Source organism: Collinsella sp. An2, assembly GCF_002160065.1.
In the GTDB taxonomy this organism is placed as follows: domain Bacteria; phylum Actinomycetota; class Coriobacteriia; order Coriobacteriales; family Coriobacteriaceae; genus Limicola.
Genome location: NZ_NFJW01000001.1, coordinates 380,194 through 397,190, shown reverse-complemented (window position 1 = coordinate 397,190; position 16,997 = coordinate 380,194). Strand labels below are relative to the sequence as shown.

15 protein-coding genes are annotated in these 16,997 nt (G+C 63.0%); 3 read left to right on the top strand and 12 right to left on the bottom strand.

Annotated elements, in window-relative coordinates; all coding sequences use genetic code 11:
- Positions 1-37 precede the first annotated feature (37 nt).
- From B5F33_RS01870 to B5F33_RS01830, 9 genes are all read right to left on the bottom strand, one after another.
- Complete coding sequence (locus B5F33_RS01870) at positions 38-967, bottom strand: Sir2 silent information regulator family NAD-dependent deacetylase (RefSeq protein WP_087410075.1); 930 nt, start codon at positions 965-967, stop codon at positions 38-40.
- Between the two features lie 180 nt (positions 968-1,147).
- Complete coding sequence (locus tag B5F33_RS01865; RefSeq protein WP_087410074.1) at positions 1,148-1,576, bottom strand: Rrf2 family transcriptional regulator; 429 nt, start codon at positions 1,574-1,576, stop codon at positions 1,148-1,150.
- Between the two features lie 122 nt (positions 1,577-1,698).
- Entirely contained in the window at positions 1,699-2,670 is a 972-nt protein-coding gene (locus tag B5F33_RS01860) for a hypothetical protein (protein ID WP_087410073.1), read from the bottom strand.
- 13 nt (positions 2,671-2,683) lie between these two features.
- Positions 2,684-4,273, bottom strand: coding sequence for an MBOAT family O-acyltransferase (locus tag B5F33_RS01855; protein ID WP_087410072.1), 1,590 nt, complete (start codon positions 4,271-4,273; stop codon positions 2,684-2,686).
- Positions 4,274-4,294: 21 nt separating this feature from the next.
- Positions 4,295-4,528 carry a phosphopantetheine-binding protein gene (locus tag B5F33_RS01850; RefSeq protein WP_087410071.1) on the bottom strand — a complete coding sequence of 78 codons (234 nt, stop codon included), beginning with the start codon at positions 4,526-4,528 and terminating at the stop codon, positions 4,295-4,297.
- Between the two features lie 116 nt (positions 4,529-4,644).
- Positions 4,645-6,063, bottom strand: a complete 1,419-nt coding sequence (locus tag B5F33_RS01845) for an alanine racemase (RefSeq protein ID WP_087410070.1) — start codon at positions 6,061-6,063, stop codon at positions 4,645-4,647.
- Positions 6,060-7,760: an amino acid adenylation domain-containing protein gene (locus B5F33_RS01840; protein WP_158095277.1), complete on the bottom strand. Its 1,701-nt coding sequence runs from the start codon at positions 7,758-7,760 to the stop codon at positions 6,060-6,062. The genes B5F33_RS01845 and B5F33_RS01840 overlap by 4 nt, the downstream gene beginning before the upstream one ends.
- A 338-nt stretch (positions 7,761-8,098) precedes the next feature.
- Positions 8,099-9,739 carry a HAMP domain-containing sensor histidine kinase gene (locus tag B5F33_RS01835; protein ID WP_158095276.1) on the bottom strand — a complete coding sequence of 547 codons (1,641 nt, stop codon included), beginning with the start codon at positions 9,737-9,739 and terminating at the stop codon, positions 8,099-8,101.
- Positions 9,732-10,520, bottom strand: a complete 789-nt coding sequence (locus tag B5F33_RS01830; RefSeq protein ID WP_087410067.1) for a response regulator transcription factor — start codon at positions 10,518-10,520, stop codon at positions 9,732-9,734. Before B5F33_RS01830 ends, B5F33_RS01835 begins: the two co-directional genes overlap by 8 nt.
- Before the next feature lie 214 nt (positions 10,521-10,734).
- On the opposite strand from B5F33_RS01830, the gene B5F33_RS01825 reads away from it, so the two are divergent.
- Positions 10,735-11,796 (top strand): hypothetical protein, encoded by a 1,062-nt coding sequence (locus B5F33_RS01825; protein WP_143757916.1) that lies wholly within the window; start codon positions 10,735-10,737, stop codon positions 11,794-11,796.
- Between the two features lie 717 nt (positions 11,797-12,513).
- Here B5F33_RS01825 and B5F33_RS01820 read toward each other — a convergent pair.
- Entirely contained in the window at positions 12,514-13,137 is a 624-nt protein-coding gene (locus tag B5F33_RS01820; protein WP_087410065.1) for a zinc ribbon domain-containing protein, read from the bottom strand.
- Positions 13,138-13,484: 347 nt separating this feature from the next.
- On the opposite strand from B5F33_RS01820, the gene B5F33_RS01815 reads away from it, so the two are divergent.
- Both B5F33_RS01815 and B5F33_RS01810 read left to right on the top strand, forming a co-directional pair.
- On the top strand, positions 13,485-14,168 hold the full coding sequence (locus tag B5F33_RS01815; RefSeq protein WP_087410064.1) for a response regulator transcription factor: 684 nt from the start codon (positions 13,485-13,487) through the stop codon (positions 14,166-14,168).
- Positions 14,161-15,285: a HAMP domain-containing sensor histidine kinase gene (locus B5F33_RS01810; RefSeq protein ID WP_204214337.1), complete on the top strand. Its 1,125-nt coding sequence runs from the start codon at positions 14,161-14,163 to the stop codon at positions 15,283-15,285. The genes B5F33_RS01815 and B5F33_RS01810 overlap by 8 nt, the downstream gene beginning before the upstream one ends.
- Positions 15,286-15,398: 113 nt before the next feature.
- On the opposite strand, the gene B5F33_RS01805 is transcribed toward B5F33_RS01810, so the two are convergent.
- Positions 15,399-15,716, bottom strand: a complete 318-nt coding sequence (locus tag B5F33_RS01805) for a nucleotidyltransferase domain-containing protein (RefSeq protein WP_087410063.1) — start codon at positions 15,714-15,716, stop codon at positions 15,399-15,401.
- A 154-nt stretch (positions 15,717-15,870) separates the two neighbouring features.
- Complete coding sequence (gene nudC, locus B5F33_RS01800) at positions 15,871-16,974, bottom strand: NAD(+) diphosphatase (RefSeq protein ID WP_239284660.1); 1,104 nt, start codon at positions 16,972-16,974, stop codon at positions 15,871-15,873.
- Positions 16,975-16,997 lie beyond the last annotated feature (23 nt).

The window sequence follows — 16,997 nt, the reverse complement described above, 5'->3', positions numbered from 1 at the left end:
AGAGCTTACCGAAAGAGACTCCATCCCGATCGGACATCTAAGCGGTGAGGGTAGAGATAACGGAGGCGATGTCGGCGTTAATGAGAATCGACTGGCGTTCGATGTCGACCGGCGCTGCGGCCTCTCCCCTGTTCACGCAAACATACGTCGCCAACGGATTGTTTGCCGTCGCCCGCCAGAAGGGAAACTTGATGATGGCCGGCGTGTTATACCCCACGCCAAGCTCCAGGTACAGCGTGCGCGTCCTCTCGTGCCGCCGCTGAAAGTCAGCCCAACGTTCCGCCGCGCGATGCCAGCCCTCATCCTCCACGAACGTGTTGTCGATACGCAGATTCGTGCTCATCGGCTTACCACAGACCGGACAGTGCGGCACCAGGTCGCTCGGCACCTCCATGAGCGGACGGACCCCTTCGGGAAGCTCGTACGCCCCATCGGCCCCCTTGACGTATCCTTGCGCCTTGAGCATCGCGCATACCGCAGCCTCGTTATCGTAGGTCTTCGCATGGCACGGTTCGCTGCATTGGAACAGGCCGTAATCGCCCTGGGTGTAGAACAGCCGGTGCTTATCGAACCCTGCAATCTGGAACTGATGGTCTACGTTAGTCGTGAGCACGAAATAGTCCCGGTTGCGCACAACGCCGAACAGATCAGCATAGACGCTGCCCGGCGCCGGCAGATAGCGGTTGCAGTAGATGTTGCGACTCCAGAACGCCCAGTACTCCTCGAATGTATCGAAGGGATAGAACCCGCCCGAATACATGTCGGTGAACCCGTACCTATCTGCAAAGTCGCCGAACCACTTGGTAAAACGATCTCCGCCGTAGGTGAACCCAGCGGCGGTCGAAAGCCCGGCGCCCGCGCCGATCACAACCGCATCGGCTTCATCCAGCGCACGGCGCAGCCGTTCAACCTGCTCGGACAGGCTTCCCTCCCTTGGTGCGCTCACCAAACGCAACGTTCCTTCCATAATGCCCTCCTCATGTAAACATGCGATTCGAGCCGCAGCTCCGCGGCCTACACCCGCGACATTCGGTGTTTTTGCACAGAGCTACCCTGCCGCGCGGCGCGGTCTATCGACACACTCTGTAATTGCTTTGGATGCGACGCAGCGGACGACGTGCGTCACCGCGCCCTACATCGGGCGCGCCTAGGAGTTCAGCTGCTCCACACGGCCCTCGAGATCGGCCAGGGTCGACTGAGCCAAGCGGTCCTCGAGCGCGCGCTGTGCGTCGGCCAGCTCGCCATCGAGTACAGCATGGATGCTGTGGCCCACCGGGCACTCGGGGTTGGGATCGGCATGGAAGTTAAACAGGTCGCCATCCACGCTCTCCACTGCTCGAAACACGTCGAGCAGCGTGATCGTATCGGCAGGACGCGCAAGCTTCGCTCCGCCGATACCCATCTCCACCGTGATGAGGCCGGCCTCCTTGAGCTGCCCGAAGACGCGTCGAATGACCACAGGATTCGCGTTCACGCTCTGCGCCACAAACGATGAGGTCACCCGCTCCTTTGGCGTGAAATACGCAATGCACAGCAGTGTATGCACCGCCATGGAAAACCGCGTCGAGATCTGCATGTAGTCCCTACCTTCCACAGTCGCTTTCCAGCAGCATACTCCCTTGACACCTATGTTGTAAACATCTTTGTTACATCATGGAGGACCTGTGGCGGCTTCTTTCCGCCTGGTCCCCTGCGGCATCACAGGGCAGAAAGACGCTGCTGGTAGCGGTTATAGGCGTCGTTCCAAGCATCGAAGGCAGCATCCTGCCTATGGTCAGGCATGTCGTACACCTCGCTCAGCAGCGCACCCACGGCGCTCGTCACCTTCTTGGCACCAGCAAGGTTCAAATGGTCTCCTCCGTCATAGGTCTCGCACGACCAATCGATCGGCACCTCGTGCTCACCCAGGTTGAAGTCGTAGTAATCGACACCCATTTCGCGGGCAAACTGCTCGATGCCCCGATGCCGCGCCATGTTCCAATTGACCGTGCTGGGCGTGCTCACCAAAACAAGCTTTGCACCGTGTTCCGTGCACATGCGATGGATCTCGTTGAGGTGAAGCCGATTGAGCCGCGACACTTTCGCAACCTTGTCGGTCTCCGCCATGTGCGAGGAGTCGTCGGCGGCCTTGATATCCATGGCGTGGTCCAGACGGAATCCCTTGAGCTCGTCCGTCCAGGTTTGGCGCACGCTGCCGGCGATATCCTCCGGGCGCAGGTGTTTCCATCGGTCATGGTACTCAAAGATGGGAAACACGTCGGAAAGCAACCGAAAGGCCGCATCGCCCAGCGTCAGGCGTGCATAGACGCAATCCGTCTCGAGCATCACCACGCGCGGTCGCTGCCGCTTGAGGGCGCGCGCAAGCAGCGTACGTGTGTAGCTCAGGCGCTGAGCGCTCGTTGCGCAGGTGTAGGATGTAATGCCCCGCTCGCCCCACAGCTGCAGCGGCGAAAACGAGCTGAACGCCTCGCTGTCGCCCAAAAACAGCACGTCGATGGAGTTGGCAGGCTCGCCCATGACGCCGTGAGCGGCGGCATCGACCTGACCGAACTCGGCTTGATTATTCTTGGGCATCACCACGTAGGACGCGCCCGCCAACAGCGCGACAGCAACCGCCATCACCGTGAGCGCGATCGCTGTGGAACGGATATGACGAACGACTCGCACCATGCGATGTCTCCTCTCAGAACTGTGCATACATGGGGTCAATCGGAACATAGGAGGCCCCATAGGCGCCAAAGACGACGCTCACCATAGCAAGCGCAAGCAGCAGGGCAGCACGCGCCGGCCACGGGCAGGACCACATGCGGCGCAGCGGATGCATGCCGCGCTCACGCAGATGGCCCACGACGAGTAGGACGACGACCGCCACGCTGACCACCGCAACATCTGCGGCATCCATGCCGAGCGTCAACACGGTCCCATCCGCAAACGAGGCAAAAGAGAAGGTCGTCACCAGACGCCATACCATGGACAGGGCGTCCTCCGCACTCGCAGCGCGAAAGATGAGCTCGCCCACGACGATCACCGCAAGGGTCCGCAGGTGCTGCCATGCATGCCAGGCACGGCCGTCACGGTCGATCCCCATATGCAAGCACAGCCGCTCTGCCAAAGGGACCACCAGGCCGCCCGTCCATATGAGCACGAAATAGTACGCGCCAAAGAGCAGGTACTGACCTCCCGCGCCGTGCCACAGCCCGTTTCCCAGCCATACGCAGGCGAGCGCGACGCCACTTGCGGCAACGGGACCCACACGGCTACCCAGCGCGCGGCGCGCAGCTGCAGAGAGGCGTTTGACCGGGGCAGAGAGCGACACCGGATAGAACACGTAGTCGCGAAACCACGAGCCCAGCGTCACATGCCAGCGCTGCCAAAACTCCGATGCCGTGCGCGAAGCAAACGGCTGTCGAAAGTTCTCTGGCTCGGACACGCCGAAGATGCGTCCCGCTCCCACGGCGATGTCCATCGCGCCGGAGAAATCGAAGTACAGCTGCGCCGTATAGAGCACTGCGGCCAGCGCGATCACGCCGCCGTCGTAGGAACCATAGTCATCAAAGACAGCCTTTACGAGCGCGTTCACGCGATCGGCTACCACGAGCTTCTTCGCCAGGCCCCACAGAATGCGCGCCGATCCACCAAAGAGCGCCTCTGCCGTAACGGGCCGTCCCTCCCACAGGCGGGCAGCCGTCTGGCCATAGCGAGCGATGGGCCCTTCCATGATCTGCGGAAAGAATGCGAGAAAGAGCGCCAGTCGCACGGGATTGCGATCGGCGGAAATGGTGCCGCGGTAGACATCCGCCAGATAGGAGATGGCCTGCAGCGTATAGAACGATATGCCGATTGGCACGCCGATGCCGAGCCCGGCCGTAGGCGCCGCAACACCCACAGCGGCGAGCAGCGGTTTGGCAAGCCCCGCAAAGAAGGGCAGGTACTTGAGCGCGGCGAGCACGCCAAGGTTCGCCGCCGCACCAGTCGCGAGCATGCAGCGCATGAGGCGCTGATACCGCTGCTTCACCGCACGGCGCGACGCCCCCGGCTCGGCAAGCTCCGCCGCACGTCGGCTACGCAGGGCATCCAGCACCATGCCTGTCGCCCAAATGCTCGCCGTCGAAAACAGCAAAAACGTCAGCAGCGCTCCGCTCAGCATCCAAACGTACCCATAGCTTGCCGCGAGGAGCACGACAGGACGCATCCGGCGCGGCGCGAGCTGGTAGAGCATCACGGCCGCAATCAGCACCAGTCCCAGCACGGCAAGCGAGATATATGACTTCATGGGGTCGCCGCCTCGCGTCGCCTACAGGTCCTCGTCGCGCAGGCGACTCACCATGGCCCACATGCCGGCAAGAGAGTTGAAGTTGTCGGCGACGATCTCGACCGCGGGAATGGAAATGTCGAAGGTGTCTTCGAGCTCGGAGACGAGCGCAAGAATGGTCAGCGAATCGAGCACGCGCGCGTCCACCAAATCGGTGCGCGAGCGATAGTCCTCGCCGGGCCTGAGGTCTTCGAGAATGTCGAGCAGAGCGTCCATAATCGGTTCCTTTCGAATCGGGGCACGCACGTGCCCATGAAACATGAGACAAAAACTTCCGAAGGGTGCGGGAACGCGGGCCGCTGCAGGAAGCGGGGAGGTGGCCCGCGCTCCCGCTATCGGAAAGAGGAGGGGGTGTTGAGCGGGTCGGTACGCAGCGCATCGCGAACCACATGGGGCTCTCCGGCGCGATCGAGCACGACGACACGCGGCAGATCGCGACTGAGGAAGAGCGCGATGCCCTCCGTCGCGCAGTAGGCACCCGCGTTCGAAAACGCAAGCACGTCTTGTTCCCGCAGTCCGCAAAGCGGCATCTGCTTGGCCAGCACGTCATTCACGGTGCACAGCGACCCGAAGACGTTCCAAAGCTCCCGTTCGCTGTCCGGAGCGGACGCGAGGCCGTCGCAAGTGGCGGGGGTATCGGCGGCAGGGTCACCGGCGGCATGATCACAGGTGGTGCGGGCATCGGCGGCAGGGCTGCCGGCGACACGCTCGCAGGCGGCGTGGTCGCGATCGGCACCCGCCTCCCCCGGCGTGCCAGGGCGCAGAAGCCGGCACGACGGCTGCCGCATGGCCATCGACTGGCCAAAATACACCAGCTGATGCGTGCCGCCGTCCACGATGGCGTAGCGCTGGCCGCGGTTGCACTTGGTATCGACTACGCTCGTAAGATACGTTCCACAGCTTGCCACGAGGCTTCTCCCCACCTCCAGGACGATGTCTCCCGTAAACGACATCTCCTGCAGGTGACGGCCAATCTGCACCAACAGGCTCCGCTCGTCGAAGGCATCGGCCTCGAAGTAGGCGACAGGCAGCCCGGGGCCGTACTCGAACTCAGGTGCACGCCAGCCACATTCCTGCTCAAGGCTTGCCAGGAACCGGTCCAGCTTCTCGATCTCTCGACCGATGCGCTTGGCCGAGGTCTTCTGCGTGCCGGAGAAATACTGGACGCCACGCAGCTCGATGTGGGTGGCTCGCAGGTAGCGACCCGCCAGTTCGCGCACCTTGCACGCATCCAGACCGAACTGGTTGGCGCTCGTCAGGCGCAGCAGCACCGGCACACGCAGGCCGAACCGTTGCGCCAGCTGGTCGACGAGCCGCATCTGGGCCTCGGACTCAATCGTCACGGTCGCCGGCTGTGCCGCGTCGGCCAGCGCGGCGGCAACGGTCGCCTCGTCTTTATGGACGCCCGATATCACGAGCCTCCCCTGGGGCACCCCGACCGTACGGCAGATGCGATACTCGCCGGGCGAGCACACCTCCACGCGGTCAACGAGCGGCGACAGCTGCGGAAGCACGAAGGTGTTGGCTTTCATGGCATAGCAGAGCCCTACACCCTGAGGCAGCGAGGCGCGCAGGAACGCCGTGCGCTCGGCAAGCGCCCGCTCGTCGAATACGTAGAGCGGCGTGCCAAAGCGCTGGGCCACGTCGCCGAGGACACCGTCGGAAAGCCCGGCTGTCGGGCGCGCAGAAGGCGCGTTCATGGCGGCGCGTGACGCCTGTTCGACTTTCACGAGAGCGGAGGGACCGGTCATGACGAGCTCCTTTCTAAGGCAAGAGGGTGGGTGTGGTGAGCGGACGATTTGACGGGCTGGCGGACGGCTGACTTCACAGACGCGCCCTTGTTTGCAGTCGCCGTTACAGACCGCCGATGCACGTTCTCATCGAGCTCGAGCAGGCGCAGGCGGTCGACCTTGCCGTTCTTGGTGAGCGGCATGGCCTCGACGCGCACGATGCGACCGGGAACCAGGGCGGCCGGCAGATACCGCTCCACGCCGCGGCGCAGGTCGCCTATAGCTGCCGAGCCCTCGAAGAAGGCACACAGCCGCTCGCGGCGTGCGTCGTAGACCGTCCGGCAGCGCTCGACGTCCGGCTGGCGTTCGAATGCCGCATCGATCTCTTCCAGCTCGACCCTATGTCCCAGATGCTTCACCTGGTTGTCCACACGACCGCAGAAAAACAGCTCACCCTCCGTGCCCACGCGCGCACGGTCCCCCGTGCGATAGAGCGTCTCGGGCACCAAGGAGCGAAGCGGACTGGATACAAAGGCGGCGCGCGTACGCTCCGTGTCTCCCACGTAGCCGAGCGCAAGGGCCGACCCGCCTACATAGAGCTCGCCCACCTCACCGGGCTCCGTCACAAGCCGTCCCGCCTCGTCGAGCAGCAGAACCCGCCTGTTTGGGAATGGCCTCCCCAGCGGCACTCCCTCGTCGTACGACCGGCCAGGAGCAAGCACTTGATAGGTGCAGTTGCACGTGACCTCGGTCGGTCCGTACAGGTTTACGAAGCGTACGCGTGGCAAGCGCTCTCGCCACCGGCGCAGATGCTCGAGCGGCATGACCTCGCCGCTGAACATCACCGTGCGCAGACACGGAAGCTCCGCATGCTCCAAGCCGTGCAGGCGCGAAAGCAAGCAGAGGGCGGCAACCGCCCAGATGAGCGTCGTCACCCGATGGGCGGCGAGCGCATCCATGAGCTCTGCAGGGCTCGAAAAGAGCCGCCGCGGCAGAATGACAAGCGTGGCACCTGCCGCCATGGCCCCATAGATATCCTTGACCGAGACGTCGAAGTCGAACGGCGCTTGGTTGCCCAACACCTCGTCCGAACCGATCTCGAGCGTACGCACGAACGTCGAGATGAACTCGACGATGGCGCGGTGACTCACCGCAACGCCTTTCGGGGCGCCCGTGGAGCCAGAGGTAAAGAGCACGTATGCCGGGTCGGTGTCGACGACCTGCCGTGCGATGCGATCGAGATTGTCCGCCGCGATTGGGGCAGCCGTGAGCTCGTCCAGAGGAGCGAGCTCGGCGCCTGGAAACACCATGCGTGCGCGGTCGCGCGTGCGCCAGTCGACAATCACCACGGGCTGCTCGAGCGTCTCGTAGATGCTCCGCGCCCGTTCGGCGGGAACGGCGGGGTCTACCGGCACGTAATACCCGCCCGCCGCGAGCACGCCGAGCATGGCCGCAAGCGTCTCAGCGCTCTTTTCGGCGCATACGATTACCGCCCGACCCGTACAGCCACGAGCGGCCAGCGCGGAACCCACCCGCCGAACAAGACCGTACAGCTGCCCGTATGTGCATGAGCCAAGCTCATCCACGACGGCGGTCTTTGCCGGATGCAAGAGGGCCCCGCGCTCGAGAAAGCAAAGGGCGGTGTAGCGATATCTTTGATGCGTGCCAATCCTCAGGTCAATGACCCGTGCGGCCTCCATCGGTCCGGCTGGGCGCATGTGCTCCTCCTGTCCTTTGCTTTGCGGTACGAGCATCAGTCTGGAGGAGCCACCTTCAGGACGGCTGAAGGCGTGCTAAGGATTCGTTTATAAAGGTTTATTTAGATAGTCGCGGGAACGGGGCGGGACGGGCGAACGCAGACGGTCGCGGATGGGGCGACGACGGGCCGCGGGTCCAAGGCGGGGCGACAGGTCGCGGGCCTGATGAGTGCGTGCAGGGCGACAGGTCGTGGACCGGGTGAATGCGGGTAGAGCAGCGCGGCGCACGCACGTGAAGCGGCGGCGCGGCGCAGGCTAGCCGCGTGCTGCAGGCTAGCCGCGTGCTGCAGGAGCGACGCCTATGCTCGCGGCAGCTCGACCACCAGCACGGCGCCCCATGGAGCAGCGGGGTGCTCATCCACGCGGATGCTGCCGGCCATGAGCTCCACGGCGCGTCGGGCTATAGAGAGCCCCAACCCCGTGCCACCTTCTGCCGCGCGCGCCACGTTCTCGGTCACGAAAGGTTCAAACGCCCGCGCCGCAAGCTCGGGCGGAAAGCCCTTGCCGGTATCGGCGACCGTCACGACCACCACACCGCGCACATCATCGATGCAGCACGATACGCGAATACGTATGCCGGCGTCGTTGTGTGCCCAAGCGTTGTCGATGAGGTTGGCGAGCATGCGCCGAAACAGCTGGTCGTCGATGAGGGCGGACGCCTCACCGGAAGCGTCCACCTCAAGCGTATCGCCCGCCTGCTCCACCGCGGGTTCTGCACTCGACGCCACCGAACGCACGAGCGCGGCGACGTCGCGCCGAACGAGCTCGGGCTCGAACGAGGGGTGCTCCATCTGGGCATAGCTGGAAAGAGCGTCGATCAGCTCGCTTGCCGCCACCGCGCGTTCCGCGATAGCACGATGGTAGGCCTCCTGCTTCTCCGGAGGCACCAGTCCCTCACAAAATGCTTGGGCATAGCCGCGAATCACCGTGAGCGGCGTCTTCAGGTCGTGCGAGACGTCAGCGATAATGCGCTGCCGTTCGAGCCGAGAGGCGCGCAACTCATCCATGAGGGCGGTGAAGTTGTCGTAGGTATGCACAAGCTCGCTGGGAACCCGAGAGCGCGTCGAGGCATCCTCGTCTCCCCGACGATACGCATCGATGGCATCGTCAAGCGGGCGTGCCGCCCTGCGCGCCATGCGCACGAGCGCCCACGCGGCGGCGGCTGTCACCACCAGTACGATGGGAACGCCCAGCAGCGCAAGACGTCCCGCGCTGTCGAGCACGCTCTGATACCGCGCACCGCTGACAAGCGGAGCCAGCAGCACCAGCGAGCGGAAGTCGCCGACATCCGTGACGTAGTCGTAGCGCTCCACGCTGAGCTGGGCGTCGTAGACACCTTTGATCAGATCGAACTCGCGCTGCGTGAGCGCAGAGCGTCCCGGAAAGAGGTCTCCCGCCACAATATGCAGGCCCTCGTCGAGTTCGCACCACGAAATCACGGTCTTGCTGGAGCCGTCCTGGTCGTCGTAGACGCACCACAGGATTCGGTATCGCAGCCCGTCCTCCGCATACTCCTGGAATACCTCGTAGAACGTGCTCTCGTCATAATCGCTGATAAACGAGAGGTCGGAAGCGAAGACCCACGTCGCAACCTTCTCGCTTGAGGCATATAGGCGCGCTCCGTCGGCATCGAAGACGATGATCTGGCTGTTGTGCAACTCCGGAGACTGCAGCGCGGCGAAGTCGTCCTGCTTGAGGGCATCGTCGTATTCAATCACCGTGTCCATAGAGGGAAACGCGTTGGTGAACAGGGCATCCCCCGCGCGCCCGAGGACGGCCATGGCCGCCGTGAGCACAAGCGCATAGGCAACCACCACAGCAAGACAGCGTGCAGCGAGGCTGGTGCGCACCGCGCGGCCGGCGTTGGCGAGTGCTCCGCGCATGCGAGACAAACCGGGCCGAAATGGGGCGGCGTTTTCCTGTGGCTTCTGCTTATCCATCGATTCGATACCCCAGGCCGCGAACCGTCTTGATGTAGCGAGGCTGCAGCGGGTCATCCTCGAGCTTGGCGCGGATATTCGAGATGTGCACCATCACGCTGCTCGCCCCGCCAAACGCCGGCTCACCGTTTACCGCTGCGTACAGCCGGTCCTTGCTGAGCACGCGTCCCGGCGCGGCCATGAGGGCAGCCATGATCTTGAGCTCGGCCGCCGTGAGGGAAACGGGCTGTCCCTGTTTGAAAAGCATCAACCTGCCGGGGTCGAACACAAGGTCTCCGCAGACCATGGCGTCGGGCGAGATGGGGGTTGTGTCGGATGCCGATTGCGCTAGAGCGGCGTCGATGACGTCCGGATCGTGCCTTGCAGGACCGGTGCCTTGCCCCGATGCCGCACCAGACGCCTCTGCGGCGCGGTTTGCGTTGCGGCGGCGCAGCATCGCACGAATATACGCCGTGACCTCTAGCGGATCGAACGGCTTGGTGATATAGCCATCGGCACCTGCGTCGAGACCCACGATCTTGTCCGCGGGCATGCTGCGCGCCGAAACAATGACGATCGGCACGTCGCTTACCGCACGCGCCGCCTTGATGAAATCGTAGCCGTTCATGCGCGGCATCATGATGTCCACGAGAGCGACATCGACGTCGCGCTCTTGAAGCAGTTCGAGTGCGCGAACACCGTCCGGTGCTGCCAGCACCTCGTATCCACTGCCTGACAGATAGAGCGTGAGTAGCTCTACGATGTCGTTATCGTCCTCGGCGATCAAAACGGTCTGAGACATGGGCCGCCTCCTCGTCTGGGGGGTTAGCGGCATCCTATCAGGTGACGTCGGGTACACGCCGCCGCAGGAGCATTCCCCGCAGAACGTACAAGGGTGCTTGCCATTGGGGACGGGTACATTTCAAGGGTGCCTGCCATTGGGGACGGGTACGGTTGGCAGACGGGATGGCATGGTCACCCCGTCTGCCAACTGTACCCGTCCCCAATGGCAAACAATGGCACTTCATCCCCAACGACAATCCCGCCTGCCAACCGTACCCGTCCCCAATGGCGAATGTTGGGGCACATTTACGAATCGTTTATCTCGCCTCGCTAAGCTTGCCGCGTACGATATCGGACAGCAACATGGGAGCAATATGGACACAGGACGGGCTCACAACTGGGCCGAACACGCGCGGCAATGCGGGCTTCGGCTGCTCTTTCCACCATTGCCTCTAGTATTGGCTGTGACAATCATCGGGTTTTCCCTGCTCATTGGAGCGTTTGCGGAAATCGGCATGCCCCATGTCCTCGTCTACTTCTCCTATGTCCTCTCGGCATGGGCGCTCGTGATTTGGGTCGCACGCCTTGTTCGGGCAAATCCTGTGGCCAGCGTACGCAGAGCAGCCGAGCATAACAACGTTCTTGCCCGCATCCTTAACGATACGCACCTTCGACTTGGACTCACCACAACGCTATCATTTGCCATCGATGTCCTGTGGACGGCAAGCAACGCAATCGCCGCGGCGGCCAACTCGTCAGCATGGTTTTCCACGCTCGCCGCCTATTACGCCGCGCTCGCCGTCATGCGTGCACCGCTGTCGTTCAGCATATTGCGTCATAGCGACGGGCGGCAAACCGCGCAGCAGCTTCACCATGAGCAGCGCATCTGCCGCGCGTGTGGCGCATTGCTTCTGCTGTGCACGCCGGTGTTTGCCGGTTTAATCGTTCTTGCACTTCACCGCGAATCGGCAATCTCCCATTCGGGATACTTAATCTACGGCATTGCGCTCTATGCGTTCTACTCGCTCATCGGCGGTATTGTGAAATTCGTACGCGAGCGGCACTCTCCGCATCCGGCGGCACGGGCGGCAAACGCCCTGTACCTGGTAGTTGCCAGCGTCTCGATGCTTTCGCTTGAAATCTCGATGATTGACACGTTTAGCACTGCAAACAACGAGGGCTTCCGCTCCCCCATGATCATGCTGACCGGTGCCGCTGTGTGCGTCTTTGCCGTCATCGTCGCCATCTGGATAGTACGCGATGCGCGCCCCGGAACGCATGCAGCCCAAAGATGATGTCGGCCCGATAGTTGGTCTTCTGATGGCCGGCATCTCCTAATAGCCGGCATTGGATGAGCGCATGCCGTCTGGCCCCGCATCGTCGCGGACTTCGGACATGGAGCTTGGACGTCGCTTGTTGTGCGGCAGTCCACACGGACGCGAGCTAAATTGTGGCAATCCACACGAAAACCGGCCCCATATGAGCCTCAAGCGTGTGGATTACCACAGAACAGAAGACGTGCGTGTGAAATGCCACAGAACAGCAGGCGCGTAAGGCATGTCGCGCGCCCGTATGCCATTCGCTGCCATTGGGGACGGGTACATTTGGCAAATGTGTCATTGGGGACGGGTACGGTTGGCAGACGGGATGGCATGGTCGCCCCGTCTGCCAAATGTACCCGTCCCCAATGGCAGATGGCAGCAGCTATGGCACCCTGCGAAACACAACAGCGCAACTTACGACAGCCACCAGCAAGCCCAACACGTCTCCCACGCTCATGGTGATCACCCGCTACACGCGCCAGCTGAGTGCGAGGTCACCAAACACGTCATGCTTGATGCAGTAAGCGATGGCCACACCCGCCGCGACCAGAACCACGATGCCAAGACCCATACCGAACTTGCCCATGATCAATTCCTTTCTTGCGTATCGGTTTTGCCTGCAGACCTGTTATCACCCCGCCTGACAGGCGCCTGTTGCTAAGCGACTCGATTAAGTCGCCCTGTCGTCTGCTACGCCGTAGCGAGCACGGATTGGGCCTCTTCGCACACGGTTGCCAGCTGGTCGTAAGCGGCCTCGATGCGCGGAGCCAGGCGCGCGGTGTCCCTGCGCACCGTCGCACGGTAGAGCAGCCAGGCCCCAACACAGCCGGCAATGCCCACAAGGCCGACGATGATGCCGAGCACCATAAACTGCGTCCACACCATGGTGCAGCACATGCCCACGCCGAGCACCAGCGCCGAGACAACGCCCGTTGTGATGGCCTTCATGGTCGCACCGCGCGTCTTCTCGCCCTCAAGCATCGCAAGCTGAGCAATAAGATCGTCGGCCGTGCGCTGGAGCTTGGCAAGCTGCGCCTTGCCGCGCACTTTGCGACTGCGGCGAAAGGCGAGCACCGTGCTGCCGCCTGTCTGCGAGCTCTTAGCACTCGTGAGCTCGAAGCCAAGGCTCTGATAGCAGTCGGTCGCAACCGTCGCCAAGTCGCTTGCCACCGTGGTGCGGGCATACTCGTAGGAATCGTGACGAACGGGCGCATCGGCCGCACCCGCGGCGTCCGCCACCCCGACACCGCCGACCTTCGTTCCACACGCCGGGCATACCTTGGCGGCATCGGGCATCTCGTGACCACAGTTCATTCAATACATGGTTAACTCCTTTCGTCGGATGCGGTCGTGCATCCTCCCGCTTGACGAGCCCCATGATGAGCGGACCGGATAAACAATCCCTTAACAGCCGATAACCGAGGAGTTTATGAAGCGAGATGCGGCGGCACGGCGCCGAGAAGTCCCGGCCCCGCAGAAGTCCCCATACGAATCCACAGCGGCATCGGAACACAACGAAGCCGCGACAGGGGCAGGTATAGGCGGGGCGAATACCCAAGATGCACCGCGAATGCCAGGCGCTGAGCGAGCCCCGCCGTTTATGCTCCGTTTATCCTCTTGGTATGTACTTGTGGTATAGGCGTGCGACCCGGGAGAAGACCATGGCGATGATTCTCGTTGCGGAAGATGACCGCAATACCAACAAGCTCATCTGCGCCGTAATGCGCAAGATGGGACACGAGACGCTCTCGGCACGCGACGGACGGGAGGCGCTTGCCCTCATGGACGCTGCTCGCCCCGACCTTCTCATCACCGATCTAATGATGCCGCACCTCGACGGTAGCGAATTGGTACGCCAACTGCGCGACGCCGACTATGGCCTGCCCGTTCTCATGCTCACCGCCAAAAGCGCCCAAGCCGACATAAACCAGGGGTTCATCGTGGGCGCGGACGACTACCTCACCAAGCCCGCCGACCTCAAGGAGCTCGCCCTGCGCGTGCGCGCCCTGCTGCGGCGCGCACGCGTTGCCGGCGACGACAGGCTGCGGGCGGGCGCGGCCACGCTCGACCCCGGCGCGCTCACCGTCGCCGGCACAGAAGGCAAAGCCGTCACCCTGCCCAAGCGCGAGTTCGAGCTGTTGTTCAAGCTCCTCTCTAACCCGGGGCATACCTATACCCGCATGCAGCTGCTCGATGAGGTATGGGGATGGGATACCGAAAGCTCCGAGAGCACGGTGAACGTACACGTCAATCGCCTGCGCACACGCTTTGCGGACTGGGACGAGTTCCAGATCGTCACCGTGCGCGGCGTGGGCTATCGCGGGGAGGTGAGCGACCGTGGATAAGAGTCGGGGCAACGAGTCCATCTTTGACGACCCCATGCTCTCCCCTATGCGCACGGTTGCTTTGGTGTCGGCCCTCACCGCTATCATCGCCACCATCATCATTGCCTTCGTAAGCTGCGTTGGAATGCTGGGGTCACACCTCGTGGACGCGGGACTCGTCTCGTTCGAGCGCCTGACCAGCATCTCCTCGGTCGTTTTCGTGGTCATCGCAGGCAGCCTCATCATCGCGGCGCTCATCTGCCTTCTCGTGAATCGCACGTTCGTAAACCCGCTCCGCCGCATGACCGCAGCCATGAAGGAACTTGCGCGCGGCAATTTTGACTTCAGGATTGCCAACACCGAGCGGCTCTCCGTGCGTGAAGTCGACGAGTTCGTGAAGAGCTTCAACACCGCGGCGCAGGAACTTGGCAGCACCGAGATGATGCGCGCAAGCTTTATCAGCGACTTCAGCCACGAGTTTCGCACACCCATCAACGCGCTGCGCGGATTTGCCCAGCTTTTGCGGGATAGCGACGACCTAACCCGCAGCGAGCAGCGCGAATACCTTGACATCATCGTTGAGGAATCGGAGCGCCTTGCCGGCCTCTCCGAGCGCATCTTGTCGCTATCCAAAATGGAGGCGCTGGCGATTCTTCCCGATGTGGGGCGCGTCGATGTGGCCGAGACCATCCGTCGCGCGGTGGCGCTTGAGGAGCACCGCGCTGCAGAGCGCGGCATCGAGATTACCCTGGCGCTCGACCCGTGCACGTGTAGCGGCAACACCGACTACCTTGTGCAGCTGTGGACGAACCTGCTGAACAACGCCGTGAAGTTCTCCGAGCCGGGCGGACATATAGACGTTGCGCTCTACGGCGGGCGCGCCGGCGAAGAGGGGCGAGACAGCACCGCGGACGAGCTGGTCTGCTGGATCTCGGACGAGGGATGCGGCATGGACGCCGAGACGCGCGAGCATCTCTTTGACCGGTTCTACCAGGGGGATACGAGCCATGCGGGCGAGGGCAGCGGGCTGGGCCTGGCACTTTGCCGGCGCATTGTCGAGCTTCACGACGGCTGCATCTCGGTCGAGAGCTCACCGGGCAAGGGCTCTACCTTCGAGGTGCGTCTACCCCTACGGTAACCGCCCGTCCTCTATCTGCCACTGGGGACGGGTACAGATGGCGGACGGACGCGATTGGCCCGCCCCGTCTGTCATTTGTACCCGTCCCCTATGACACGTCGAGCACATGCTTGTCAGGCTGCTTCATAGAGGGGCACCTTCTTTCCGATGACCAAGAGAGCGCCTTCCGGCAAAGGGTCTTGCACCAAATCGACCGAGACGCCAAGCCCCTGCTCCATAGCCTCAAGCGCCCTAGCAAGCGTAAAGAAGCTCACCGTGGACGAGCTGAAGGTCACCAGTAGGTCCACATCGGAGTCGTCGCGAGCTCGCCCCTCGGCATAACTGCCAAAAAGCGACACCGAGCTGATTCGTGCATCGGAATCCGATGAGGCGTTATAGACGGCGACCGCATTGTTCACGCGATCCCTGATCTCTTCGACCGTATAGCACATAACCCCTCCTCACCATAGCCTCAGTGTACCCGCTTCTCCTCCCGCAGGATCGCTCCTTGGCCCCATCACTCGCCACCGGGGACGGGTGCAACTGGCGGACGGACGCGATCGGCCCGCCCCGTCTGCCATTTGTACCCGTCCCCAATGGCAGGGTTTATGGTAGGGACGCGCCGAACCACTCTTCGATGAGGTGGCGCGCAATCGATGCCCGTCCAGGCAGCTCGACCTCGCCCGAAGCCACCGCTTGGACAAGCTCGTCGCGTGAGAACCATCGGGCAGAGGCGACCTCGTTGTGATCCACCCGAATATCCGTCGTGCACGCATGCGCGCGGAAGCCCAGCATGATGCTAGCCGGAAACGGCCACGGCTGAGAGCCGCGATAGCCCACCGTATCCAGCTCGACACCCACCTCTTCGTGCGCCTCCCGACGCACCGCGTGCTCCAAACTCTCGCCCGCCTCCACGAATCCGGCGGAAACCGAGAAGAACCGCTCGCGCCACGCGCTGTTGTTTTGCAGCAAGATGCGGTCAGCGTCATCGACAATCGCCGTGATGATGGCCGGCTCGATCCGCGGGAACAGGAGACGGTCGGCATCGTCGGGATTCGTGCAGGTCTGAGCCCATCCACCAAGCGTCGGCGAGACCGGAGCGCCGCAAAACGGGCAGCAGCGCTGCTGGTCGTGCCACATGGCCACCGCGACCGCGCTTGTGGCAAGGCCGGCATCGCGGGCGGACGCGCACGGCGCAAACGACCGGAGCTCAACCCAGCCAAATGCATCGCGCGAGACCCCCAGATCGACGCTCGCCCGGAACGCACGGGAAACGTCGAGCGCCACGTAAGAGGCCGCCGCATCGCCTATTTCCGCCCCCGCACATGAGCCCGCGTTACCGACAGAAGCGCGCTCGGTACCCAGATAGATCACATAGGGCGCGAGGCGATCAACGTCGCCGTGCAACGCGACAACAGAGAGCGTGGCAAGCTCCAACATATCCTGCGGGGCCACGGCGTCGGGACGAGGAGCGGCCGGATCATCGGCACAGTCCAGGGCGGCAGGCGCCGCCGTGACTTCCTGGCGAGGTACGGCGACCGCGCCACGATCAACAAACATCACGCGCGTCGCGGAATCATGCAGCAGACGTGCCAGCAGGCCCGGCTCTCCGCGACGCTCCACATCGAGGTCGACCGTCGTCTGTGCCAGCGGCAGCCGAGCCATGAAGTCATCCAGCAACAGCTCGCCGTTCCACACATTTCCCGCCACGTCGACCGCCCTTTCACACCTGC